Source organism: Nocardiopsis sp. FIRDI 009, assembly GCF_003386285.1.
Classification (GTDB): domain Bacteria; phylum Actinomycetota; class Actinomycetes; order Streptosporangiales; family Streptosporangiaceae; genus Nocardiopsis.
On record NZ_QPNC01000016.1, the window covers coordinates 91743 to 116916 of the forward strand.

Consider the following 25174-nt stretch of genomic DNA (forward strand, 5'->3'; position numbering starts at 1 on the left):
CGGTTCCGTCTCGGCGGCCGGTCAACGGGCGGCGGCCGGGGCCTCCGTCTCGGACGGCGCCTGACGGGCGGGGCGCAGCAGCACCATCGCCAGGAGGGCTCCCACGAGGAGCACCCCACCGGCGACCAGGACTCCGAGGTGGGCGCCGCTGAGTGTGGCCACGTCCTGCGCGACCCCCTCGCCCAGGGAGCTCATCCGGGCGGCGGCGATGGTGCCGAGGATCGGGGTGCCGACGGTCAGGCCCAGCTGCTGGGCCGTGTAGGCCAGGCCGGTGGCGAGGCCCTGCTGGTCGTCGCGGATGCCCGAGGTCGCCGTGATCATGTAACCGACGACGGCGAGCAGGTGGCCGAAGCCGCCCACGGCGGTCGCGGTCAGCAGCAGGACCAGACCGGAATCCTGGGAGAGGAGCACCAGGGAGGCGGTGCTCACCGCCTGGAGGAGCAGACCGAGGACGAGGACCTTGTGGACGCCCAGCGCGCCGACGATCCGGGCGGAGACGGCTCCGCCGACCACGGCCGCGACCCCCAGCGCGGAGAAGGTGAAGCCGGTGGCCAGTGGGGTCATGTCGCGCACGTGCTGCATGTACAGCGTGAGCAGGAAGACCATGCCGGTCATCATGGAGAAAGTGATGAGGCCCATGGTGTTGGCCCAGCTCACAGTCCGTTTGCGCAGCACGCCGAGGTCGACGAGGGGGTTCTTGACCCGCGACTCGGCGAGGAAGAAGGCGGTCAGCAGGACCACGCCCAGGGCGAGGGAGCCCAGGGTGACCGGACTCGACCAGCCGTTGCGCTCGGCCGAGGTGATGCCGAAGATCACCGAGAGCAGACCACCCGTGACGGTGAAGGCCCCGATGAGGTCGAGCCTGGGCGTGTCGGCGTTACGGCTCTCCCGGATGAGGATCGGCGCGGCGATCACGGCCAGGACGCCGATGGGGACGTTGATCAGCAGGGTGACCCGCCAACTGGTGAGGTCGGTGATCACACCGCCGAACACCACACCGGTGAGGAAGCCCAGCGAGAGCAGCGTGCCGTTGATCCCGAGCGCCTTCTCCCGGAGGCCGCCCTCGTCGAACGAGGTGGTCAGGAGGGACATCGCGGCGGGGGTCAGCATCGCGGCGGCCAGACCCTGCCCGGCGCGTGCGGCGATCAGGACGGCGGGGGACCAGGCCAGTCCGCCCAACAGGGACGCGGCCGTGAACAGGCCCATGCCCACGAGGAACCAGGTCCTCCGGCCGTAGAGGTCGGCCGCTCGGCCGAACAACAGCAGAAGTCCGCCCGACGGTAGGGCGAAGGCCGTCACGATCCACTGGAGATCGTTGAAAGCAAATCCGAGATCAGCACCGATGACAGGTAGTGAAACACTCAGGATGGAGAAGTCGAGCGCCAACATGAACTGTGCTCCGCACAGTAGGACGACGATGACCCACTGCCGTCCCGAGAAACGAGGCGAGGCCACCTCGTTGGAAGTGTCAGTCGTCATGGAGACGACCGTTCCATACTCATCGACAGCCCGGGAGACTCCATTTATCCTGACACTGTGAACATCACCCAAGAATCCACAGACGGACGGAATTGGCGACGGACGGAACTGAAAGATTTCCTGCGGACCCGGCGTGCCCGCCTCACCCCCGAGGACGTGGGTCTCCCCCCGGGGGGACGACGCCGGACCCCCGGACTGCGCCGTGAGGAGGTGGCCGTACTCGCCGGGGTCGGGACCTCCTGGTACATCCAGTTGGAGCAGGGGCGGGACATCACGGTGTCCCCCGCGGTGCTGGACGCGGTGAGCGGGGCGCTGCGGCTGACGGTGGTCGAACGGGACCACCTGTACCGGTTGGCCGGGGTGAACCCGCCGCAGGTGAGGGGATCCGAGCCGGACCAGGCCGAGTTGGCCCGCGTCGTCGACAACTGGATGCCGGCGCCCGCGCACGCGATCGACCACTACTGGAACGTCGTCGTGATGAACCGGGCGGCGGAGACGGTCTTCGGGTACTCCAGGACCGAGGGCGAGCCGTTGAACTGCCTGGTCGCGTTCTTCACCGACCCCGCCTACCGGGGGCGCCACCGCCACTGGTCGCAGATGGCTCCGGATCTGGTGGCCGAGTTCCGGCGGGACATGGCGCGCCACCCGGACGACCCGGGGTTCGGGCGGATCGTCGACCGGTTGTGCCGGATCAGCCCCGAGTTCGCCGAGCTGTGGGCGCTCCACGACGTGGCCTCCCGGCCGTCGCGGCTCAAGGCGCTCGACCACCCGTGGCTGGGTTCGCTGGAGTTCGAGCACTCCGTGCTGCACATGCCGGACTGCCCCGGGGTGCGGCTGATCCTGAACACGCCCGCACCGGGCACGGCCACGGCGGAGGCGTTGGAGCGGATCGCCGCGGACGGGTTCGAGCGTCTGCCCGTCGGCGCGCCGTGACCGTGTCCGGCGGGGTCAGGACACGTGTGAGGAGACGGGGTCGGGGCGGAGGAAGGGGTGCAGCCTCCGCTCGGCCCGCAGGGTGGTGGACTCCCCGTGCCCGGGGTGGATCGCGGTGGTGTCGGGGAGGGCGCGGCAGTGCTCGGCCAGCGCCGTGCGGAGCCGCCCCTCGTCGCCACCGGGGCCGTCGGTGCGGCCCAGCGCGCCGGTGAGCAGGGCGTCCCCGGTGAACAGCGCCGACCCCTCGCCCCGGACGTGCAGGATCATCGACCCCGGTGTGTGCCCGCCGGTGTGCAGGGCCTCGATGTCCAGGCCCGCCGCGCGAACGGTGGTCCGGTCCCGGCGGATCTCGCGCAGGTCGGTCGGGTCGGTGTTCGGGTGCCCCTCCAGCAGGTGCGCCGGGAAGTCACGCGGGAGGCCGCGGGCCGGGGCGCCGACCATGAACCGGTCGTCGGCGTGCACGTACACCGGCACGTCGTACCGCTCGCTGACGGGCACGGCGTCCCAGGTGTGGTCCATGTGGCCGTGCGTGAGGAGCACCGCCTCCGGCTCCAGCCGGTGGCGCGCGACGAGCTCCCCCAGCCCCTCCAGTGACCGTTGGCCGGGGTCGATGATGACGCAGCCCGCCCCTGGCCGTTCGGCCAGCACGTAGGTGTTGGTACCGAACACGCCCGCCGGGAATCCGAGGATCAGCACGGTGACTCCTAGTAGCGGGTGCCGATGGCTTCGGGCACGGCGTCGAGCAGCGCGAGCTGTTCGGCGGACAGGACCACCTCGGCGGCGCCGGCGTTCTCCTCCAGATAGCGGGGGTTCTTGGTGCCGGGGATGGTGACGACGCGCTCGCCCTGGGCCAGCACCCATGCCAGGGAGACCTGCGGGACCGTCGCCCCGAGCTGACCGGCGACCTCACGGACACGGTCGATGATCGGCTGGTTGGCCGCGATCGCCTCCGGCTGGAAGCGGGGCGTGCGGTGGCGCCCGTCCACCTTCGGCAGGTCGTCGGGGGAGGCGATGCTCCCGGAGAGGAAGCCCCGGCCCAGGGGGGAGTAGGAGATGAACGTGATCCCGTTCTCCTCGCAGTGCTTCAGGACCCCGTCGGCCAGCGGCTCCCGGCTCCACAGGGACAGCTCGCTCTGGACGCTGGCGACGGGGTGGATCGCGTGAGCGGTGCGGATCTGGTCGACACTCGCCTCCGAGAGCCCGAGGGCGCCGACCTTGCCCTCCTTCACCAGCTCGGACAGCGCTCCCCAGCTCTCCTCCAGCGGAACCTCGGGGTCGACCCGGTGCAGCTGGTAGAGGTCGATGTGGTCCACGCCGAGGCGCCTCAGGCTGGCCTCGCAGGCGGCGCGCAGGTGCTCGGGTCGGCCGTCCCGGTGGCTGGCGAAGGTCTGGGGGTCGTCGACGACGAGCCCGCCCTTGGTGGCGAGGTAGGCCCGCTCCCGGTGGCCCCGTAGCGCCTGGCCCACGAGTTCCTCGTTGGTGAAGGGCCCGTACTGGTCGGAGGTGTCGACCAGGTTCATCCCGAGCTCCAGGGCCCGCCGGATGACCTGGACGGACACGTCGTCGTCCCGGCCCATCTGGTCGTACCCCCACGACATCCCCATGCAGCCGAGTCCGACCACGCCGACTCGGCGCGTGGTCTGGCCCATCTCCCTGGTCTTCATGGTGCTGCTCCCCTCGTCGCACCCGGTGTCCCCCGGGGTGTGCTCGGTACAGGTGCTCTCGCCGCCGAAGAATAGCAGGAGTCTGTCACAAGACAGGGTCTTGGGTAGTATGAGGGTCGTGGGTAAGCTCCCAGGGCGGAGAGACCCACGTTCACGGAGGTGCGAGATGCAGCAGGCCACGCTCGGTCCGGTCGAGGTCGTGCCCGGCTACGAGCGGGAGCAGTTGGTCGAGAAGATGGGGATCACCATCACGGAGTGCGGCCCTGACCTGGTGGTCGGCCGGATGCCGGTGGCCGGCAACCGGCAGCCGGTGGGGCTGATGCACGGCGGCGCCAACGCGGTGCTGGCGGAGACGCTGGGGTCCCTGGCGGCCTGGATCTGGGCGGGGACCGACCGGATCATCGTCGGTCAGGAACTGTCCTGCACCCATCACCGGGCGGTCCGGTCGGGCGAGGTGGTGGGCGAGTGCCGCCCCCTCCACCGGGGCACGGACAGCGCCACCTATGAGATCGCCATCCGTGACCAGCGCGGTCAGCTAACCTGTACGGCTAGGCTGACCTGCGCTCTCCCTCGCTCGCGTGCCCGTGGGGGCGGCCGTGCGGTGGGACGGGGCGCGGGTTCTGGCGTGACATGATCACTGACGGCGGCGGTCCGGATCGCAGGATGGGGGCACGGTGGAGCGTGGGGCGGCCGAAGGGCCCAGGACGGAGTACGCGGGTGTGGGGGCCGATCGGCTCGGCCGCACGATCAAGCGTGCCGAGCAGGCGCTCATCAGCCGCAAGTCCCGTGCCCTGAGGGAGTTCGGGCTCACGGTGCCCCAGTACGCCGTTCTCCTCCTCCTGTCGGTGTCGGAGGGGATGTCCGCGGCGCAGTTGGCCCGCGAGTGCATGGTCACCCCGCAGACGATGGCCACGGTCCTGACCAACCTCGACCGCTCCGGCCTCATCGAGCGTTCCACGTCACCGCTGCACCAGAAGGTGAAGGTGAACAGGATCTCCGACGAGGGCCGCGCCCTGGTGGCCCGGGCGGACAAGGCCGCCCTCGAGGTGGAGGGCAGGCTCGCGGCGGAGTTCACCGAAGAGGAACTGGGTACCCTCAACGCCCTCCTCGAACGCGCGATCTCGGCCCTTGACGCGCTGGAATAATTTCGTCGCTTTGCGTCGCCGTCTCATGTTTGAGAATCAGCCTCTGGCCACAAGTGGCCATCCTTATTCGCTGCTGCGCTCTGCCAGTATGTTCTTTATTTCCCGAAATGGTTCTCGCCTTTTCGTGTGACGTTGATCATACCAAGTCCGGGATCACCCTCATATCCTGCGTCAGTCTTGTGGTTTCAGTGGCTGTCCGGTCGTGTTTCGCGGTTATATACCGCCCGTTTCCCGGGTGGTTCGTTGAAATTTTGACATTTCATTCCGGTGGACGCTCTCGGGGGGCGGGCGTCGTGGCGTGCAGGGGGAGTCTTTGATGGAGTGCTCGGGGCTGTTGAAGGTCGGGGTCCTGGGGCCCCTGATCATGGCGAACGCGGAGGGCGAGGTGTCACACCTGCCGCCCAAGCCGCGGACGGTGTTCGCGCTCGTCGCCGCCGATCCCGACCAGGTCGTCTCCGCCGAGAACATGGTGGACGAGCTGTGGCGGGAGCGGCCGCCGCGCACGGCGACGACGACCGTCCAGACCTACGTGGGGCAGGTGCGCCGACTCATGGGCGCCCTCACCGGCCTGGGCACGGACCAGGTCGCCGAACGGGTGCTCATCACCGAGGGGGGCGGGTACCGTCTCTCCACCGAGATGGTCGACATCGACACCGTCGAGTACACCAGACTGACGCGCGCCGGTTGCGCGGCCGCGAGCGCCGGCGACCACGAGAGGGCGGCGGCGCTGTTCCGCGACGCCCTGGCGCTGTGGCGCGGTCCCGCTCTGGTCAACGTCGACGCCGGGACCCGTCTCCTCGCCCAGGCCACCCGCCTGAGCGAGGCCCGCCTCTCGACGCTCGAACACCGCATCCGCGCCGAGATGAGCGCGGGCGGTCACGCCGACCTCATCGGCGAACTCGCTGAGCTGGTGGCCCTGTACCCGCTGCACGAGGTCTTCCACGAGTACTTCATCCTCGCCCTGTACCGCAGTGCGCGCCGGGCCGAGGCACTGGGGGTCCTCGCGGCCCTCCAGAACAGGCTGCGGGACGAGCTCGGCCTCGACCTCTCCCCCCGCCTCCGCGCTCTCCAGGCGAGGGTCCTGCGTGACGACCAGGAGCTGCTGTCCGGTGGCGTCTGGGGCCCCGGGGTCAGCGGCTCACGAGTAGGCACGACCAGGTGAACCCGGCGCCCGCGCTGATCACGAGCCCGTACTCCCCCGGCTCCAGGACGGCGGAGAGTTCGGCCAACCCGGCCACGGCGTCCCCCGCTCCCAGATGACCGGTGGACTCACCCAGGAGCAGCGGGGGAGCCGACGTCACCTCCGCCAGCGGCTTCACGTACGCCTCCTCCAGGGTCGTGCGACCCAGGCGGGGCAGGGCGACGTGGCGCAGGCGGGGGTCGGCCCCGTCGACGCCGCCCGCGGCCAGGCAGCGCCGTACGACCTCGTGCAGGCAGGAGCGGCTGTCGGCCATGAACGCCTCCTTGCCGCCCTCCTCGAAGTAGGCCCTCTTGGTGCGTCGGACGTCGATGCGCGCGGACACCGAACGGGGCACGGCGCCGAACGGGTCCCGCCCGCGGTGCATGCCCTCCAACCGCGGCGCCGCCGTGCTCTCCACGGCGTGCAGGAACAGGTCGGGGCGGCGCGTGTCGGCGCGGTGCAGCAGGACCGCCGTGGCCCCATCGCCGTAGGCCATGCCGTAGTCGCCGCTCCAGCGGTCGAAGGCGCCGTCGGGGAAGCGGTCGCCGGTGGTCACCAGCGCCAGCTCCAGGTCGGGGTCGGCCACGAGCCGGGCGATCGCCGTCTCGACGGCCGCCGCGCCGCCGTTGCAGATCTGCTGGATCCCGATGGGGAGGCCGTCGCGGGCGCCGACCTGGTCGGCGACGTAGTGCGCCGGGGACCACAGGTCGTGGCCCTGGTAGTGGATCCACGCGTGGAGGACCAGCCCCACCCGCGCGGGGTCCTCCCCGGTCCGGTCCAGGCAGTCGAGGGCGGCCAGGACGGCCATCCGCGGCGGGGACTCCCTCGGCTCGACGGGGAGTTCGGAGTACCCCAACTCGGCGGCGGTGTCCGGGTCGACCAGGCCCTCGGCGACGGCCCGGTCGACGGTCTGGGTGGTGCGGGGGATCCACGTCGTCATCCCGGACAGGCCGACGGGTTCGGTGAGCCGCATGCGTCCTCCTGAAGATCTATGACAGTGCTCTGTTATATATTAGTACCCTCATCAAGTCATGACCCACACCGGGACGGGCTCCACGAGCCGCCCAGGACCGAAGGGACCACGCCATGAGCGACCAGGAACGGGGTGTGCGGACCACCACCTCCGGGGGCGTCCGCACGATCACCTTCGCCCGGCCCGAACGTCGCAACGGGATGGACCTGGGCATGTTCCGGGCCTACTACGACGCCCTGGCGGAGGCGGACGCCTCCTCCGAGGTACGGGCGGTCGTCGTCACCGGCCAGGGCGGAAGCTTCTGTTCCGGGGCCACCCCCGACCTCCTGGACCGCCTGGCCGAGGGGACCGAGGGGCGGGACCTGGTCCGGGAACTGGGGCACCCGCCCGACCTGCCGGCCCGGCTGGGCACGCCGGTGGTCGCGGCCGTCAACGGTGGAGCGGCCGGACTCGGCCTGGTCCACGCCCTGTACGCGGACGTGCGCTTCATGTCGAGCCGGGCACGTCTGGCCACGTCCTTCAGCCGGTTCGGCCTCGCCGCGGAGTACGGGTCGGCGTGGCTGCTGCCCCGCCTCGTCGGCACCGCCAACGCCGCGGACCTGCTGCTGTCGGGGCGCGCGGTGGACGCCGACGAGGCTCTCCGGATGGGACTGGTCCAACACGTCCGGCCCCCCGAGGAGGTGCTCCCGGCCGCGCGGGCCTACGCGGAGGAACTCGCCGAACGCTCCTCCCCCGCGGCGATGGCGGTGATCCGCCGGCAGCTCTGGTCGGGCCTGGAGGCACCCCTGGAGGAGGCCGTCGCCCAGTCCGTGGAGCTCATGACCCGGGCCTTCACCACACCCGACTTCCAGGAGGCGGTCCGGGCCGTACGCGAACGGCGTGCCCCCCGCTTCGAGCCGCGTCCCCGGTGAGCGCCGCCGACCGGCGCCCCGGCCGTCCCCCGTCCACACACACCAAGGAGTCAAGGATGCGAGCAGTCCACGTCAACGCCTACGGTCCGCCCGAGGTCCTGGAGCCGGGGGAGGCGGACGTCCCGGTGGCCGGTGCCGGGGAGGTCGTCATCGACGTCGAGTACGCGGGGGTCAACTTCGCGGAGGTCATGTTCCGCCGGGGCCAGTTCGAGATCGGGGTTCCGCACGTCCCGGGGCTGGAGGCGTCCGGAACCGTTCGCGAGGTCGGACCCGACGTGGCCGGGCTGGTCCCCGGGCAGCGGGTGGCCGCCCTGACCCTCGCCGGAGGAGGGTACGCCGAGCGCGTGGTGGCCCCGGCAGCGCTGACGGTGGCCCTCGACGACGGGGTTCCGGGCGACCTGGGGGCGGCGTTCCCGTGCAACGTCACGGTGGCGCTCGGCCTGCTGCGCGACGCGGCTCGGCTGCGCGAGGGCGAGAGCGTCCTGGTGACGGGGGCCGCCGGGGGCGTGGGGACGGCCGCCGCGCAGATCGCCAGGCGCATGGGCGCCTCGGCCGTGTACGGTGTCGCCTCGACCCCGGACAAGGCGGCCTACGCGGCGGACTTCGGCTACGACCACGTCTTCACGTACGAGGACCTCGTCGGCCGGGTGCGGGAGCGGACCGGCGGCACGGGGGTCGACGTCCTCCTGGACGCCGTCGGAGGCCCCGTGCGGAAGGAGGCGATGGACCTCCTGGCGTTCTTCGGCCGCCACGTCGTCTTCGGTGACGCGGCCCAGGAGGACGCGGAGTTCACGGGGGTCGGCCTGTGGTCGTCGTCCCGGTCGGTCGGGGGCTACAACCTCGGCGGGATGGTGGCGGCCCGGCCCGACCTCGCCCGTGACCGGCTGGAGGAGGCGGCCCGGCTGGTGGCGGACGGCGCGGTGCGCATCGACGTGACCACGTTCCGGCTCGACGAGGCGGCCAAGGCCCACGAACTGCTGGAGTCCCGCCGGAGCACGGGCAAGTACGTGCTCTCGACACGCTGACGACGGCTCGCGTCGACCCGCGTGCGGGGAACGCGTGAGGGGGCGGCGCGGCCGACGGCCGCCCCGCCCCCTCGGGCCCGGACGCGATCTAGAACGCGGACTCGGGCATGTCCATGAGCTCCAGGTTCACGTTCTCGGCGACACGGCGCTCGGCGGCGATGCGCGGCAGGAACTGCTCGGCGAAGAAGCGCGCGGCGGCGATCTTGCCGGTGTAGAAGTCCTTGTCCGCGTCCTCGGCGCCGTCGATGCTGTTCAGGGCCACCTCGGCCTGGCGCAGCAGCAGCCAGGACAGGACGACGTCACCGAAGGCCATGAGCAGGCGGGTGGAGTTCAGGCCCACCTTGTACAGCTCACGGGGCTCCTCGGCCGAACCCATCGCGTGGCCGATCATGATCTCGACGATCTTCTCGACGTGCTCGACCGCCTCCAGGAGCAGCGCGCGCTCCTCCTTCAGCTGGCCGTTGCCCGCCTCGCTCTGGGCGAAGCCCTTGATCTCGGCGGCGAGCTTGCCGATGGCGGCGCCGCCGTTCTTCACGATCTTGCGGAAGAAGAAGTCCTGTGCCTGGATCGCGGTGGTGCCCTCGTAGAGGGTGTCGATCTTGGCGTCGCGGATGTACTGCTCGATCGGGTACTCCTGGAGGTACCCGGAGCCGCCCAGGGTCTGGAGGGACTCGGCGAGCAGCGCGTAGGAGCGCTCGGAGCCCACGCCCTTGACGATCGGCAGCAGGAGGTCGTTCATCGCCTCCAGCTCCTTGACGTCCTCACCGGCCGCCTGCGCGATCTGGATCGCGTCCTGCTGGGTGGCGGTGAACAGGACGAGCGCGCGCATGGCCTCGACGTAGGACTTCTGCGTCATGAGGCTGCGGCGCACGTCGGGGTGGTGCGTGATGGTGACCTTGGGGGCGTTCTTGTCGCCGCCGGCGGTCAGGTCGGAGCCCTGCTTGCGCTCCTTGGCGTACTCCAGGGCGTTGAGGTAGCCGGTGGAGAGGGTGGCGATCGCCTTCGTCCCGACCATCATGCGCGCGTACTCGATGATGAGGAACATCTGGCGGATGCCGTCGTGCTTGTCACCGACGAGGTAGCCGATGGCGGGGTGCTTGTCGCCGAAGGTCAGCTCGCAGGTGGTGGAGGCCTTGAGGCCCATCTTGTGCTCGACGTTGGTCACGTAGGCGCCGTTGCGCTCACCGAGGGAGCCGTCCTCGTTGACCAGGTACTTGGGGACCAGGAAGAGCGAGAGACCCTTGGTGCCGGGGCCCGCGCCCTCGGGGCGCGCGAGCACCAGGTGGAAGATGTTCTCGGTCATGTCCTGCTCGGCCGAGGTGATGAAGCGCTTGACACCCTCGATGTGCCAGGTGCCGTCGCCCTGGTCGATCGCCTTGGTGCGCCCGGCGCCGACGTCGGAGCCGGCGTCCGGCTCGGTCAGCACCATGGTGGCGCCCCAGCCGCGCTCGATCGCGAGCTTGGCGAACTCCTTCTGCTTCTCGTTGCCCTCGGAGTGGAGGATGCTCGCGAAGCCCGGACCCGCCGAGTACATGTGGATGGAGGGGTTGGCGCCGAGGATGAGCTCGGCCGCGGACCAGACCAGGGAGCGGGGGGCGCCGAGGCCGCCGAGCTCGGGGGGGAGGTCGAGGTTGTACCAGCCGGCGTCCATGTAGGCCTGGTAGGACTTCTTCAGGCTCTCGGGGATGGCGACCGTGTTCGTCTTCGGGTCGAAGACCGGCGGGTTGCGGTCGGCGTCCTCGAAGGACTCGGCGACGACGCCGGTGGCGAGCCGGTTGACCTCGTCGAGGATGGTGCGGGCGGTGTCCTCGTCGAGTTCCTCGAAGGGGCCCTTGCCCAGTACCTCCTGGCGCTTGAACACCTCGAACAGGTTGAACTCGATGTCGCGCAGGTTGCTCTTGTAATGCGTCATGGACAGCTCCGCTGTGTCCCGGCCGCGGTGTCTGTACACGCGGATCTACCGACTAGTAACAAGTCAATGTTACTACTCAGTAGCACCGCACGCCAGTGGGGGAAGGCACATCTGGCGCACGGGCGAGTGATGTGTGGCGACGCCGCAGGTCAGGGGGTGGAGAAGCAGGTGTCGCGGAGGGTGATGGAACCGCTCCCGAACGGGGTCCGCCGGGGCGTCGGGGCAACGGTAGCGGGCGCCGCCGCCGGGGCTCGGCACCGCCTCCCCGGGGTCACCAGGCGCGGCCGTGCGGCAGGTCGTTCAGGTGCGGGGCGGACAGGTGGAGGACCTCGTATCGCTCCGCGGCGTCGTCCGGCTCCCCCGCCGCGTCCCGCCACAGGACGAACCGCACGAGCCTCCAGCGCTCGGGGTCGACGGCGAGCGCAGCGGTGTGCACGCCGTCGTGCCGGGCCAGCTCGCACACGGCGTCGATCTCCCGGCGGACGGCCTCCGCGGTGCCCGTGCCGGTGGTGTCGGAGCCGGTCGGCACCTCGGTGAGGCGTCGGGTGGCCCACCGGGGAGTCGAACCGCGCGCGGGGCCGCCCTCGCAGGCCACGCCGGTCCAGTGATGGACGGCGGGACGGCCGAAGTCGCGGATGATGTTCTGGAACCCTCCCCCGCCGACGGTGAACTCGGCCATCGCGCCCACGTCGGTCCACAGGTAGAACGGCGCGTACTGGTTCACGGGCGAGCCCCACACCCCGCGCTCCCGGATGAGATAGGCCTTGAGCCCCAGCCCGGCGCGGTCGTCGAGGGCGTGTCCGTTCGAGGCCACCCGTCGCCGAACGGCGTCCATGTCGTGGTCGGCGGGCAGGGTGATCTCGTACTGCTCGGCGTACACGGGGGAGGTCTCCTTCGGGAGTCAGCCGGAGCCGGTCGTGGAGCGGTCGGCCAGGAGGGTGAGCACACCCGTCACAGCCTGGTGGAACGGTTCCGCCGAGTCCGCCGCGCGCGCGAGGACGTAGCCGCCCTGCACGGCGGCGACCAGCGCGGCGGCGGTCAGGTCCGGGTCCGTCGACGGGTCCAGTTCGCCTCGGTCGCGCCCCTCCGCCACGACCTCGGCCAGGCGGCCGCGCAGCCATCGGAGGGTGTCGTCCACCGGGGCCCGCAGCTCGGCGTCGGCCATCACGTCCGGGTCCTGGGTCAGTCGACCGATCGGGCAGCCCCTGAGGACGTCGCGTTCGCGCCGTGCGTACGCGGTGATCCGGTCCAGGGCGGCGCCCGGAGCCCCGAGCTCCTGTCCCGCGCGGTCGCGCAGCTCCTCGGCGGTGCGGCGGATCGCGGCCAGCGCCAGCTCCCGCTTGCTCCGGAAGTGGTGGTACATGCTGCCCTGTCCGACTCCCGCCCGTTCGAGGACGGCCCGGGGGCTGGTGCCGACGTATCCGCGCTCCCACAGGAGTTCTCGGGTGCTCTCGACGAGTCGTTCCGCTGTGCTCACACCCGCGATTGTACATACCAGTAGGTACAGAACGTTGCGCCCGTCGTGCTCCTATGCTCGGACGTGCACGAACACCTGATGTGGGGAGCCACGACACCATGCTGGAGATGCTGCCCGGGCTCACCCGGATCTACGAGGAGTGGGCGGAGCGCCACCCCGACGTCCAGCCGCTCACCATCCAGTTCGCCGCGGACGGCCAGGGCGGGGAGGGGCTGGACGGCGTCCTCGCCTACCCGCTGGAGGGGCACTGGCTCCTGGTGACCTTCGGTCTGACGGAGCTGGGCGAGAAGACCAGCGAGGAGCCCCGGATCTCCGGCGCGGGCTTCGAGTTCACCTGCCGGATCCCCCGCGACCCCGACGACCGCTCCGTGCCCGCCTGGGTCCTGCGCGTCCTGCACGCGCTGGCCGACCGCTTCCTCGCCGGGAGCGACCTGGACGTCGGCCACTGGATCGTCACGCCGTCGCCGCTCGGCGGCGAGCCCTCGAACAGCGACATGACCTCGCTGGTCATCGTTCCCGACGTCGAGGTCCGCGCCATGCGGACGGAGAACGGGCTGGTCATGTTCTTCCAGCTCGTGGGGCTGACCGCCGACGAGGGCGCGGACGTGCAGGAGGCGGGGACGGCCGCCCCGCTCGTCGCCCTCCTGCGCGACCGCGACCCGCGGCTGCTCACCGAGCCGGGGCGCGCGCCGGTCCGCCTCTGACCGGCGCGGGAACGGGCCGCCACCCCTCCCGGTGAATTCCGGGGTGACGGCCCGCGTGCGCGGCAGACGCGCTACCGCTCCGCCGCGCGCTCGATGGCCGTGCCGATCGCCCCCACCCGGTCGGCGAGCAGCCCCATCGCCCCGATCGCCCGCGTCATCGGGTCGTCCTCGGCCCCGCCCAGCGCCCGACTCCGGCGGAACGCCTCCCTGACCTCGGTCCACCGGGTCTCCTGCTCCGGCGTCAGCACACCGCGCAGCTCCGCGAGCTTGAGCAGGTTGGCCTCGGCACCCGAGGTCAGGGTCTGCGCCTCGCCCAGGTAGTGGTCGTCGATCGCGGCCTCCACCTCGGCGTCGTTCATCACCGGCACGATCCGCTCCGCCAGCCGGTTCATGTTCCGGTACGACCCCTGGAGCTGGAACGGCGGCTCGGTCCGCGCGTCCTCCGACTGCCCCGCCGAGGCGATGTAGGCCCGGTTGACGGCCAGCACCACCTCGCGCACGCGCAGCATCCTGCGCAGCACCGACACGATCCGGTCCACCTCAGCCGCCGAGTACGGGTGGCGCAGCCGGTCCGCGCCCGCCGACTCGTCGCCCTCGGCCATCCGCACGAACGTGTACACGTCCTCCCGGTCCCGGGTGGACAGCGGCGCCAGCGTCGCGTTGGAGGTGAGCGCGTTCTCGATGTAGCTGAGCGCGAACATCTCCTCCTTGCCGGACAGCACGTCGCCCAGGTTGTACACGTCCGCCCGGTTGGCCAGCATGTCCGGGATCCGGAACCGCCTGCCCTGCTCCGTGTACGGGTTGCCGGCCATGCAGACCGCGAACCGCTTCCCCCGCAGGTCGTAGGTGCGCGTCCGGCCGTTCCACACCCCCTCCATCCGGCGCTGGCCGTCACAGAGCGAGATGAACTTCTGGAGCAGCTCCGGGTTGGTGTGCTGGATGTCGTCCAGGTACAGCAGCGCGTTGTTGCCCATCTCCAGCGCGAAGGAGATCTTCTCGACCTCCTGCCGAGACGTGGCGTCGGGCGCCTCCTCCGGGTCGAGCGAGGTCACGCCGTGCCCCAGCGCGGGCCCGTTGACCTTCACGAACACCAGTCCCAGGCGGCTCGCCACGTACTCCATCAGCGTGGTCTTGCCGTATCCCGGCGGGGAGATGAGCAGCAGCAGACCGCTCTGGTCGGTCCGCTTGTCGTCCCCCGCCGCGCCCACCTGCTTGGCCAGGTTGTCGCCGATCAGCGGCAGGTAGGCCTCGTCCAGCAGGCGGTTGCGGACGAACCCGCTCATCACCTTGGGCCGGTACTCCTCCAACCGCAGGCGCTCGCGTTCGGCGGCCACCAGCTCGTTGCGGCGCCGCTGGAAGTCCCGGTAGGCGGGTACGTCGCGGGCGCGGAACGCCCGGGTGCGCGGCAGGATCTCGTCCAGCCGCACCTCCAGGGAGCGGTCCCGCACGCGCGGGTGGGCGCCGAGCAGCCCCGTCACGGTCTCACCGACCGCCGCCGACGACTCGTACCGCTCCACGGCCGACCCGGTGAGCTCGATCGCCGCCGCCTCGGGCAGGTCGCCCGGGTCCACCTCGTCGAGTGTGGCCGCGAACGCCTCCAGCCACGCGGTCACCAGCTGGTGCCGCGCCGCCAGGTCGCCCTCCAACGCGCGCAGGTCGTCCTCGAACGCCTTGCGCGTGGTCTCCCTCGTGCTGCCCAACGCCCGGTGGAACCGGTCCAGGAGCAGCCGCGCGCCCGCCCCGGACACGAAGCCCGACGACGCCCGCGACCCCTCGGCCAGCTCCTCGAACAGGTACTCGCCCACCAGCTCCAGGTCTGTGTCCGGGTGCAGCCCGGTCTCGGTGAGGAACGCGTCCACGCCCTCGGCCAGCTCCGTGCGCAGCGCGTCGATCGCCGCCGACCGGCGCGCGCCGAAGACCGCGCGGGCGCGTGCCAGCGACCTGGCGCGCGTGCGCCACGCGGTCCGCTCCTCCTTGCCCGCTCCGTGGGCCCAGAACAGCTGCGCCACCGCGCGCGCGGCGCCCGGGTACCGCAGCAGACCCGCCCCGGTGCGCAGCCTGAGCAGCGCGGACAGGATGAGGGCGGCGTCGTGGTCGTGCACGCCGCGCTCGTAGCCCTCGTCGTAGCGGCTCTCGGCGACCCCGCGCACCAGCTCCAGCAGGGACCCGTTCTCCGCGTGGACGCCCGCCTCGACCAGGGCGTCGAGGGTGAGACCCGCCCGTCGCTCTCCACCACCCCTCGATCGACGGCCCTCGGCCGCCGTCGTTTCCAGAGAGCCCTCCTCCGCGGCGGCCAGGATCGACGTCGCCAGGTACTCCGACCGGTACACCCGGTCGCTCTCGGAGACCAGCAGCCGGTCCCACAGGTGGCGGGTCCGGCCGAAGGCGGCGTCGGTGACCGGCTCGCGGTAGTCGGTGCCCGTGATCGCGACCGTCATTTCCCCGTCGTGCGGGGTGAGGGTGAGGTCGATGGGCTGTGTGTTGACCGCGAACCGGTGCCGTCCCAGCCGGACGGTCTCGCCGCCGGGTCCGCCCTCGAACAGGTCGGCCCGGTCCCGCAGCGCCCGTCCGGCCTCCTGCCGGGCGGACAGGATCTGCCCCTCCAGCTCCTCGGCGCGCACGGAGTCGCCGAGTTCGCGCATCTCCTCGACCGTGCGCCGCAGCCGGGTCACCATCGCGTCGGAGGCGAAGTAGGTGTTGACGTCCTCCAGGGTGGAGAGCGCGGCGACCCGGCGGTGCACGCCCTCCAGGACCCGGGCGGCGGACGCGGCCAGCCGGTCGGCCCGGCGCGACCGCTCGTCCACGAGCGACTGCCTGCGGGTGGAGAACGCCTCGTACACGTCCTCGCGCTTGTCCGACAGCTCCGCGAGGAAGTCGTCGAACTCGGCGAACCGCGACTCCAGGTTCTCCACCTGGAGCATGATCCGGCCGAGCTGCTCGTCGCAGCGCTCGGGGGTGTCGGCGGCGGCCAGCGCGCCGGTGATCGCCTGCCCCAGCAGCGCGAACTCCGCGGCGAACTCGGCCCGCCCCTCCCGGGCCAGCAGCTCCCTGCGGCGTGACTCCAGCGTGGCCCGGGCCCGGTTGATCCCGGCCAAGACCTCGCCGATCCGCTCCAGGATCCGTGTGCGGACCCGGGCGTCCCCGATGTCGAGGGACCCCACGACCTCGGTGACCACCTGGAGGCCCTCGGTGCGCTCCTCGATGCGCTCGCCGACGGCCGTCGCGGCGCTGACCGCGTCGATCCCCTCGGCCTCCTCGACCAGCCGCGCCACGTCCGCGTGGTAGCCGTCGAACGCGTCGTCCTGTTCGAGGAAGCCCACCGTGCGCCGACCGACCGCGTCGATCTCCTCGGCCAGCCGACGGTCCAGCTCGGCCAGCCGACCGGTGTCCACGTAGCGCGTCTCGGAGAGCGTGGCCGTCCGCCCCTGCGCGCGGCGCAGCTCGGTCAGCCGGGTCACCCAGCCCTCCGCCGAACGCGGGGTCCGGCCCCGCGACGCGCGGATGAGCGAGGTCACCTCCGCCTCGGCCTCGGCGAGGGTCTCGGCGGCCTGCCGGGTCAGGGTCTGGACGGTCTCGAACTCCTCCAGCACCCGCTCGGCGGTGGCCCGCACCTGGGCCAACGGTGCGGCCAGGTCCCCCAGCTCCTCGTCGCCCAGCCAGTGGAACCGGTCGGCCACCCGGCGGCAGGAGGCGATGATCGCCTCGAAGACCTCGGTGGACGGGCTCATGTCGTCGGCGATCCGGGCCACCGACAGGCACTCGGACACGCCCCGGACCAGCTCGGCGTTGCCGACGCGCTCCAGCGGTCCCGTGCCCACCGGCTGGGCCGCCGCGTACACGTCCGACACGTACGGCGTCCGCCACACCTGCATCGGGTGCACGCGGGTCGGCTCGTCCGAGGTCTCCCGGAAGACGGTCATCGTGCCGTCGTCGAACAGCGAGTACCCGTGGCAGACGATCGGGGTGGCGACCTCCTTGCGGATGGTGTTGTACGACAGCAGCAGGCTGCGGCCGTCCGCGGGCGAGTGGAAGACGTACAGCACGTCCTCGCCGTTGGGCGAGCGGACGACCCGCTCGAACTCCAGGTCGGTGACGTCGGTGTCGAAGGTGCGGACGTCGCCGGTGGTCAGGTGGTACCCGCCGGGGAAGATCAGGCCCTGGTCGTCGGGCAGGCGCTGGCACGCCTGTCCGATCCCGTCGAGCCGTTCCACCGTCTTGGTGCGGGTGTTGAAGACCAGGTGGCGCCACTCGGTCTCGTTGTAGGGCAGGACGCGCAGCAGGATGAGCGCGCCCACCCGCGCGTAGTGGATCGAGGCGTCGGCCAGGCTCTGGAGCGGCTCGTCGACCGGTTCGCTGTAGATCCCCTCGCCGACCTCGGTGTTGTTCTCCACCTTGATGGTGAGGTCGCCGTTCACCGTCTCCACGAACAGCTCGTCGAGGATCGAGACGTGCGGGTGGCGGCCGGACACGTGGTCCTCGCGGGTGGTCTCCACCCACGTGAAGTCGTGCGCGGGCGGGCGGACGTGGTCGCGCTCGCCGCGGTCGTCCAGGTAGGACAGTTCGCCCGTCGGCGAGACCGACCACCGCAGCACGCGCACGTCCTCGGTGTTCGGTCCCGTCTGGAACACCGCCAGCAGGCGGTCCTCCACCCGGCGCAGCTGCAGCAGCCGGGTGTCCCGGTAGTAGCGGTACAGCCGCGCGAAGTCCTGCCGGAACCCCTCGTCCGACAGGAGCCCGGGCACGGCGTCCTCGGGCACGTCGACGAACGTGAAGGAGTCGCCGTCGCGGTCGTAGCGGTGCGTGGAGAACACGTCGGAGACGCGGGTCTCCCGTCGCAGCCCGATGAAGACGTTGTAGCCGAACAGGATCATGTCCCCGTCGGCGCCGTCGCCGACGGAACGTCCGACGCTGATGATGTCCCGGGGCACGCAGTTGTGCTCGGTGCGGACGCGTTCGGTCCCCAGCAGGGTCATCTCCGACCCGCCGAACACCTCCAGGCGGCGGGCGTTGAGCGCCTCGGTTCGCCGGGCCAGCTCGCCGGTCTGTTCGCGGAGCCGGGCGCGGAGCACCTCGTAGGTGCCCGCGTCCAGCGCCCGCGCGTCCTCGGCGTCCGGTCCGGGGCTTGCGGTCTCCTGGGACTGGGCCTCGGTCACGGAGGACTACCTCACTGCTTCACGGGGGCGAGCGCGGTCACGGGGAGCGTGTCCACGCCGAGTTCACGGGCCTTGTCGAGCAGTTGGTCGAGCTTGTCGGCCTGCGGGCCGCCCGCGCCGATGAGCTTGAGCAGCAGGGCCGAGACGGTGAGGTTCCTGACGTCCTCGGTGCCGACGGAGGACAGGAACCGGCCCAGCTCGGCGCCGAGGTCGGTCTCGCCGTTGAGGAGGCCGCCGCCCAGCGCCTGGACGGTGTCGGAGCTGCCGACGAAGCCGTCCACGGCCTTGCCCAGCCCGATGGAGTTGACCATCCGGTCGAAGAAGGCGCCGTCGCCGCCGACGATGTTGATGTCGGCGCTCTCCAGCCCGGAAGCCAGGACGGTGGCCTGGGCCTCGGCGACCTGGCGGTGCACGTCGATCCCGGCCAGGCGGACCTCCTTCTCGGCCTCCAGGCGCAGGCGGTACTCCTCGTGCTCGCGGCTGACCTGGTCCAGGGCGGCCATGGCCCCGGCCTTGTCGTTGAGGCCGGCGGCCTCGGCGCGCAGCTTCCGCTCGATGGCCTCGGCCTCGGCCTCGGCCTTCTCCCGGGCGACGACGGCCTCGGCGCGGCCGACCTTCTCGATCGCCTCGGCGTCCTGCTCGCGGACCTGGACCTCGGCCAGCCCGGCCGCGGCGGCCTCGGCCTGGAGGCCCTCGGCGAGCCGGATCTTGGCCCGGGTGTCCAGTTCGGCGGCCTGCTGGCGGGCCTCGGCGAGGGTCAGCTCCTCGGCGGCGCGGTGCTTGGCCGCGGCCTCGGCGGCCTCGGCGGCCTTGATGTCCTTGACCAGGTTCTCCTGGGCCTCGGCCTCGGCCTGGATGATGATCGCCTGGCGCGTGCGCTCGGCCTCCTCGACCGCGCGCAGCCGCTTGATGGCCTCCTCCTGCTCGGCCACGGTGCGGTCGACGGCGACCCGCTCACGGACGACGTCGGCGACCTCGCGCTTTTCGGCCTCGACCTCCTTGTCCTTGGCGATGCGGGTCAGCTCGGTCTCGCGCTCGCGGCCGATGACCTCCAGCATCCGGTCCTTCTCGATCCGCTCGGACTCGATGGCGATGACGCGTTCGCGGTTCTTCTCGGCGACCGCGATCTCACGCTGCTGGTTCTGGTGCTGGACGCCCAGCGCCTCGCTGGTGCGGATGTTGGCGGTCTCGGCCTTGAGCCGCTCCTCGGCCTGGACGCGCGCGGTCTCGGCCTCCTCGCGGGCGCGGATGATCTCGATCTCGCGCTTGGCCTTGGCGGCGGACTCCTCACGGCGCTTCTCCAGCTCGGCGAGGGTCTCGGCGGTCTCGGTGTTCTGCCGGTCGATCTCCTTCCTGCGGTCGTTCTCGAACTCGTTGGTGCGCTTGTGCTCGATCGCCGTGCGCTCGGTGATCTTGCTGATGCCCTGAGCGTCGAGGATGTTGTCGGCGTCGTGCTGGTGCAGCGGGGTCTGCTCCAGCTCGTCGATGGCCACGTCCTCCAGGCTGTAGCCGTTGAGGTCGGTGCCGATGAGCGAGACGATCGCGTGGCGGAACTGCTCGCGCTGGGTGAACAGCTCCTCGAAGTCGAACTGCTTGCCGACGGTCTTGAGCGCCTCGGAGAACTTGGAGTTGAACAGCTCCTGGAGGGTGTCCTGGTCGCTGGCGTGCTCGGTGCCGATGGACTTGGCGACCTTGCGGACGTCCTCGGCGGTCTCGTTCACGCGGACGTAGAAGTAGACCCTGATGTCGGCGCGAATGTTGTCCTTACAGGTCAGGCCCTCGCGTCCGCGCCGGTCCAGGGTCAGCGTCTTGAGCGAGATGTCCATGACCTCGGCCTTGTGCAGGACCGGGAGGACGATCGCGCCGGTGAAGGTGACGTGGACGTCGCGGATCTTGGAGATGATCAGGGCCTTGCCCTGCTCGACCTTGCGGAACAGTCGCGTGACCATGAGGACCAGGGCCAGGAGGACGACGATTCCGATGGCCAGGGCGACACCGACGGTCAGGAAGGCCGCGTTGGTCGCCTCCTGTCCCGTGGTGGCTGCGCTCAACAACACGTGGGGGTCTCCTTGCTACACGTGGCGTGCGGTGGGGGCTGCGAGCACCGGGGGAGGCGTGCGCGGCGGGGGCCGTGTCCGGGACGCTCGCGAGGATGGGACGTGGGAGGCGGCGGAACGGTTCCGTTCCCGCCCGGGAGTCAGTCCCGGCCGGGATCGAGGGCCGGGTCGAAGCGGGTGACCAGGAAGACGTCGCCCTCCCGGTCGTGCTCGAAGATCAGGGCGGTGCTGCCGGGCGGCAGGACCTCCCCGGCGGTGGTGCGGACGTCGATGGAGATCTCGGCGCCGGCGTCGGTGGTGATCTCGGCGCGGCCGAAGTCCTCGGACGCCTCGCCGATGCGGATCACGCAGGTACGGCCGACCAGGTCGTGTTTGGAGTCGCTCCGCCGGCCGGGCAGCAGCCGGGCGACGGCCATCGCCAGTCCGCTGGTGACCGCCCAGGCGGCGATCAGCGCGATCAGCAGGACCACGGCTCCGAGGGCGAACAGCAGGGGGGTGGAGGCGGTGTCGAGGAGACTGGTCATGATGCCGCCCATCATGCTCACGAACCAGGCGACGCACACCATGAGGGTGAGCGAGACCGTGACGGGGACACGCGCCCGGTGTCGGCCGCCCCCGCCCTCGGCGGACGTGCGGCCGGAACCGCCGAGCAGGCCCGCCCGGGTCATCAGCGCGCTCAGGCCGACGGCCTCACCGTCGGCGTCCACCCCGTCGAGGAGTTCGGTGTCGGTCGCGCCGACCACGACGAGGATCCAGTAGACGGCCGCGACGGTCAGCAGCGGGGTGAACAGCACGGTGGGAAAGGCGAAGGCGGTGCCGAGGAAGAGCCCCACTGGTCACCCACTCCCGCCGTGATGGACGATGCCGAGGTCCGCGCCGGTCGCCCCCGCGGGGCGCCCGCGGTCACCCGGCCGGGGTGCCCGTCGACGTCGGACCGCCCCGGACTCTACCGAACCCCCCAGTTCAGAACGGCACTGAGGGTCTGGTTTGACCGGTTGTGGCCATATATGGAGGTTTTTTGGGCATTGGAGGTCGGAGGGGCGTCAGACTGATGAACAGCCGTTCGATCTGCGGAGAAGGGTTTCTACGGGTCGTGACGGTCAGTCGACGGAATGGAATCTGCGCCAGGACAGAAGGAGGCCGTGTTCGGTGATCGTGAAGACGTCGACGAAATCCGTCTGAAGGGTGGGGTCACTCTTGTCCTCGGGCGCTGCGTGGCGTCCCGTCACCGCCAATCCGTCCCCTTGGGCGATGACGCGGTGCAGTCGGTGGGACCGCTCTCCCCCGAACCGGACGCAGACCATGCGGGCGGCCTCCTCGGGTCCGCGCGCGACGCGTCCCCCGGGAAGCGTGAAGCGGGCGTCGGTGTCCACCAATGAGGCGCATCCGTCCTGGTCATTGGTGTCCAGGTAGTGGTAGAAGAGCCGGGCGTGTTCCTGGCCGGTCGCCTGGACCCTCGCTCCGGGGGCGAGTTCGGGCTTCCTGGTCTGGTGCGACGTCACTCCGAGTCCTTCCTCCCGACGGTCGTGGAGCCACCGTGGGCCGGGCCGGAATTCCCTGGTTATCCTGCCGCTATCATCCCCCATCTGGTACCGAGTACCAGTCGATTGGCTCTCACCGCGCCGAAACGAGGTGTCACGATCAGTCCTGCTCACGACGTGGATCAGGAGTTCCGACGGGTCGTCTTCCGACTTCTGGGGACGCTTGAGGTTCTGGGTCCCGACGGCCCCGTACGGGTGCCTCCGGGGCGCCAGCAGACCGTGCTCTCGGCGCTTCTGCTCGAACTCGACCGGGTGGTCTCCACCGACCACCTGGTCGACGTGCTCTGGGAACACGATCCGCCCGAGACGGCTCGTACCCAGGTGCAGATCTGCGTCTCCCGGCTGCGGAGACTGCTCGGGCCCACCGGAGCGGTCATCGACACCCAGCCCCCCGGATACCGCCTCCGAGCCGACGAGACGACGGTGGACGCCCATCTGTTCCGTGTCTGGGTACGGGACGCGGAAGTGCTGTCCCGGGAGGGCCGGGACGACGACGCGGTGGACCGGCTGCGCGACGCGGTCGGTCTGTGGCGGGGCCCGGCCCTGACCGGGGTCGAGGCCGAGTGGCTGCGCGCCCGGGCGGTCCGACTGAACGAGGAGCGTTTGGACGCCGTCGAGGCCTACCTGGACGTCGAGCTGCGGCTGGGGCGACACACCCGCCTGGTGGGTGAGATTCCCGCCCTTCTGGAGGAGCATCCGCTGCGTGAGCGGCTGCGGGCCCAGCTCATGCTGGCGCTGTACCGGTCGGGCCGTCAGGCCGAGGCGCTCCAGGTCTACCGGGCCGGCAGGGAGCTGCTCGTGGAGGAGTTGGGTCTGGAGCCGAGCGCCGAACTGCGCGCACTGGAGGCGGCCATCCTCAACGGCGACCCGGAGCTGGACGTCCACGACGCGGCGGTGGAACCGGCACCGCCTCCGGAGCCGGATCGGGAACCGGAGCCGTCCGCCGAACGGGTGCCGCCACCCGTGTCCGCCGAGGTCGCGCTCTTCCAGCTGCCCACCGCGGCGGCGGACTTCGTCGGCCGAGCCGACGCGGAGAAGGCCATCACCGACGTCCTCCTCGCGGACCCCGAGTCGGTGGGCATCGCGATCCTGCTGGGCCGTCCCGGTGTGGGGAAGAGCGCCACCGCCGTCCACACCGCGCACCGACTGGCCGGGGAGCACTTCCCCGACGCGCAGCTCTACTGCGACCTGCGGGGCACGCGGGAGACACCGGTGTCCCCGTCGAACGTCCTGGGACGGTTCCTGCGCGCACTCGGGGTGCCGGGACCGGGAATCCCCGATGACCTGGACGAACGCGCGGCGATGTACCGCGCCCTGTTGGCGTCGCGGCGGGTCCTGGTGGTCCTGGACGACGCCGCCTCCGAGGCGCAGGTGGCGCCGCTGATCCCCGGCGGCGGCGGAAGCGGGGTCGTGGTCACTTCGAGGGCACGGCTGACCGGTGTGCCCGGCGCGCACCACATCGACCTGGACATCCTGTCCGAGGAACACGCCCTGGCACTGCTGGCCCGGGTGGCGGGAGCCGACCGGGTGGAGCGCGAACCCGAGGCCGCCAGCGCCCTGGTGCGGGCGGTGGGGCGCCTCCCGCTGGCACTGCGGATCGTGGCGGCCCGCCTGGCCGCCCGACCGCACTGGACCCTGGCCGCGATGGTGACGCGGCTGTCCGACGAGCGGCGCCGACTGGACGAGCTCGCGCACGGGGACATGACCGTCCGGGCGAGCCTGTCGCTGACCTATGACGGACTGGACGAGCACACGGCGCGCGTGTTCGGGTTGCTCGGGGCGGTGGACGGCCCCACCATCCCGGCCTGGTCGGCGGGCGCGTTGCTGGACGACGACCACCCGTTCCCGGCGGATCTGGCCGAGCCGCTGGTGGACACGCACATGCTCGACGTCACGGGCGTCGACTCCGCCGGTGAGCCGGTCTACCGCTTTCACGACCTGGTCCGCGAGTACGCGCGGGAGAAGGGCCGCGCCGGGGCCGACGGGAACGGCTCGGACGCGGAGGTCCGGCGGCTGGTGGGCGGCTGGCTGTTCCTGATGGAGGAGGCGAACCGGAGGGTCTTCGGCGAGAACCAGCTGTACCTGCGAGGGGACGGCCTGCGCTGGAGCCCGCCCCGGGAGTACGTCGGGAGGCTGCTCGCCGACCCGCACCGGTGGATCGCCGACGAGCGGGCCAATCTGTTGGCGACCATCTCCCGGGCGGCCGAGGCCGGTCTGGACGAGCAGTGCTGGGAGCTGGTCACGCAGTTCGGTGCCTACGCTGAGCGTCGCGGCCACCTGGACGAGTTCGAGGAGGCGCTCCGGCACGCGGTGCGGGCGGTGCGTGCTGCGGACAACCGTCGGGGGATGGCGGTCATGGACCTGTCGACCGGTGTGCTGCTGGCCAACCGCCGTCGGATAGATGAGGCACGTTCGGTGATCTCTCGCGCCTTCTCCGGGTTCGTCGACTTGGGCGACCGGTTCGGCCAGGGACTGTGCCGCAACTACCTGGCGCAGTTCGCCTACTACGAGGAGGACGGGGCCACGACCCGCCGACTGTGTGAGGAGGCGCTGTCCGACTTCACCGTTGCGGGCAATCCCCGAGGGATGTGGCGTCCGCTGCTCCTTCTGGGACGGACGTGCCTGGACGAGGGTGACGACGAACGGAGCACCGACTACCTGGACCGGGCGTTGAAGTGCGCGACGGAGACGGGGGATCCCCGGGCCCGGGCACAGGTCCTGCATCGGATCGCCTATCACGAGATGGACCGGGGCCAGTACACCAGCGCACGGGAGCGGCTACGCGACGCCCTGGAACTCATCGCGCATCCGGGAGACCAGATCGGAGAGGCACTGCTCAGGCTGGCGCTCGGCCGGGCCCATCTAGGGCTGGGCGAGGTGGGCCCGGCACGTGAACTGCTGGAACAGGCGGTGGAGCTGCGACGGGGGTTCGGTGATGACAAGGGGGTCGCTGAGATCCGGACGCTACTGGACGCCATCGCGCTCCGGGGTGGAGTCACAGTGGGCGCGACCTTCTGATC

General features: G+C 71.2%; 19 protein-coding genes. 8 read left to right on the plus strand and 11 right to left on the minus strand.

Translation table 11 applies throughout. The annotated features are described in order from the left end of the window. Positions 1–21: 21 nt before the first annotated feature. Positions 22–1479: an MFS transporter gene (locus tag DVR05_RS14260; RefSeq protein WP_116246361.1), complete on the minus strand. Its 1458-nt coding sequence runs from the start codon at positions 1477–1479 to the stop codon at positions 22–24. Positions 1480–1536: 57 nt separating this feature from the next. On the opposite strand from DVR05_RS14260, the gene DVR05_RS14265 reads away from it, so the two are divergent. After that, positions 1537–2412, plus strand: coding sequence for a helix-turn-helix transcriptional regulator (locus DVR05_RS14265; protein ID WP_116246362.1), 876 nt, complete (start codon positions 1537–1539; stop codon positions 2410–2412). Positions 2413–2427: 15 nt separating this feature from the next. Here the strand turns inward: DVR05_RS14265 and DVR05_RS14270 are convergent, their stop codons facing one another. Both DVR05_RS14270 and DVR05_RS14275 read right to left on the minus strand, forming a co-directional pair. Further along, positions 2428–3108, minus strand: coding sequence for an MBL fold metallo-hydrolase (locus DVR05_RS14270; RefSeq protein ID WP_116246363.1), 681 nt, complete (start codon positions 3106–3108; stop codon positions 2428–2430). Between the two features lie 8 nt (positions 3109–3116). Then, positions 3117–4076 (minus strand): aldo/keto reductase, encoded by a 960-nt coding sequence (locus tag DVR05_RS14275; protein WP_116246364.1) that lies wholly within the window; start codon positions 4074–4076, stop codon positions 3117–3119. Between the two features lie 166 nt (positions 4077–4242). Between DVR05_RS14275 and DVR05_RS14280 the strand changes: the two genes are divergently transcribed. The 3 genes from DVR05_RS14280 (at position 4243) to DVR05_RS14290 (ending at position 6383) form a co-directional block, all read left to right on the plus strand. Then, complete coding sequence (locus DVR05_RS14280; protein WP_116246365.1) at positions 4243–4710, plus strand: hotdog fold thioesterase; 468 nt, start codon at positions 4243–4245, stop codon at positions 4708–4710. A gap of 85 nt (positions 4711–4795) precedes the next feature. After that, entirely contained in the window at positions 4796–5221 is a 426-nt protein-coding gene (locus tag DVR05_RS14285; RefSeq protein WP_232832142.1) for a MarR family winged helix-turn-helix transcriptional regulator, read from the plus strand. Between the two features lie 316 nt (positions 5222–5537). Further along, the gene (locus tag DVR05_RS14290) at positions 5538–6383 is read left to right on the plus strand and encodes an AfsR/SARP family transcriptional regulator (RefSeq protein ID WP_116246367.1); all 846 of its coding nucleotides are present in this window, start codon (positions 5538–5540) and stop codon (positions 6381–6383) included. On the opposite strand, the gene DVR05_RS14295 is transcribed toward DVR05_RS14290, so the two are convergent. Further along, positions 6352–7374: a ketoacyl-ACP synthase III family protein gene (locus tag DVR05_RS14295; RefSeq protein WP_116246368.1), complete on the minus strand. Its 1023-nt coding sequence runs from the start codon at positions 7372–7374 to the stop codon at positions 6352–6354. The two genes, DVR05_RS14290 and DVR05_RS14295, sit on opposite strands and share 32 nt — an antisense overlap. Positions 7375–7487: 113 nt before the next feature. On the opposite strand from DVR05_RS14295, the gene DVR05_RS14300 reads away from it, so the two are divergent. Continuing rightward, a complete protein-coding gene (locus tag DVR05_RS14300) occupies positions 7488–8285 on the plus strand; it encodes an enoyl-CoA hydratase-related protein (RefSeq protein WP_116246369.1) in 798 nt (265 codons plus the stop codon). A gap of 56 nt (positions 8286–8341) precedes the next feature. Continuing rightward, entirely contained in the window at positions 8342–9310 is a 969-nt protein-coding gene (locus tag DVR05_RS14305; RefSeq protein ID WP_116246370.1) for a zinc-binding dehydrogenase, read from the plus strand. 88 nt (positions 9311–9398) lie between these two features. Here the strand turns inward: DVR05_RS14305 and DVR05_RS14310 are convergent, their stop codons facing one another. The 3 genes from DVR05_RS14310 to DVR05_RS14320 form a co-directional block, all read right to left on the minus strand. Next, the gene (locus DVR05_RS14310; RefSeq protein ID WP_116246371.1) at positions 9399–11222 is read right to left on the minus strand and encodes an acyl-CoA dehydrogenase; all 1824 of its coding nucleotides are present in this window, start codon (positions 11220–11222) and stop codon (positions 9399–9401) included. Positions 11223–11493: 271 nt separating this feature from the next. Further along, positions 11494–12102, minus strand: a complete 609-nt coding sequence (locus tag DVR05_RS14315) for a DUF4865 family protein (RefSeq protein WP_116246372.1) — start codon at positions 12100–12102, stop codon at positions 11494–11496. Positions 12103–12123: 21 nt separating this feature from the next. Beyond that, positions 12124–12699 carry a TetR/AcrR family transcriptional regulator gene (locus DVR05_RS14320; protein WP_116246373.1) on the minus strand — a complete coding sequence of 192 codons (576 nt, stop codon included), beginning with the start codon at positions 12697–12699 and terminating at the stop codon, positions 12124–12126. Positions 12700–12797: 98 nt separating this feature from the next. On the opposite strand from DVR05_RS14320, the gene DVR05_RS14325 reads away from it, so the two are divergent. Then, positions 12798–13403 (plus strand): suppressor of fused domain protein, encoded by a 606-nt coding sequence (locus DVR05_RS14325; protein WP_116246446.1) that lies wholly within the window; start codon positions 12798–12800, stop codon positions 13401–13403. Between the two features lie 71 nt (positions 13404–13474). Here DVR05_RS14325 and DVR05_RS14330 read toward each other — a convergent pair whose 3' ends face one another. The 4 genes from DVR05_RS14330 to DVR05_RS14345 form a co-directional block, all read right to left on the minus strand. Next, entirely contained in the window at positions 13475–18556 is a 5082-nt protein-coding gene (locus DVR05_RS14330; protein ID WP_116246374.1) for a DNA repair ATPase, read from the minus strand. A gap of 11 nt (positions 18557–18567) precedes the next feature. After that, positions 18568–20613 carry a flotillin family protein gene (locus DVR05_RS14335; RefSeq protein WP_116246375.1) on the minus strand — a complete coding sequence of 682 codons (2046 nt, stop codon included), beginning with the start codon at positions 20611–20613 and terminating at the stop codon, positions 18568–18570. Between the two features lie 140 nt (positions 20614–20753). Continuing rightward, positions 20754–21446 carry an OB-fold-containig protein gene (locus DVR05_RS14340; protein ID WP_116246376.1) on the minus strand — a complete coding sequence of 231 codons (693 nt, stop codon included), beginning with the start codon at positions 21444–21446 and terminating at the stop codon, positions 20754–20756. A 267-nt stretch (positions 21447–21713) separates the two neighbouring features. Further along, positions 21714–22115, minus strand: a complete 402-nt coding sequence (locus tag DVR05_RS14345) for a nuclear transport factor 2 family protein (protein ID WP_157982443.1) — start codon at positions 22113–22115, stop codon at positions 21714–21716. A gap of 156 nt (positions 22116–22271) precedes the next feature. On the opposite strand from DVR05_RS14345, the gene DVR05_RS14350 reads away from it, so the two are divergent. Next, positions 22272–25172, plus strand: a complete 2901-nt coding sequence (locus tag DVR05_RS14350; protein ID WP_116246378.1) for an AfsR/SARP family transcriptional regulator — start codon at positions 22272–22274, stop codon at positions 25170–25172. Positions 25173–25174: the final 2 nt, after the last annotated feature.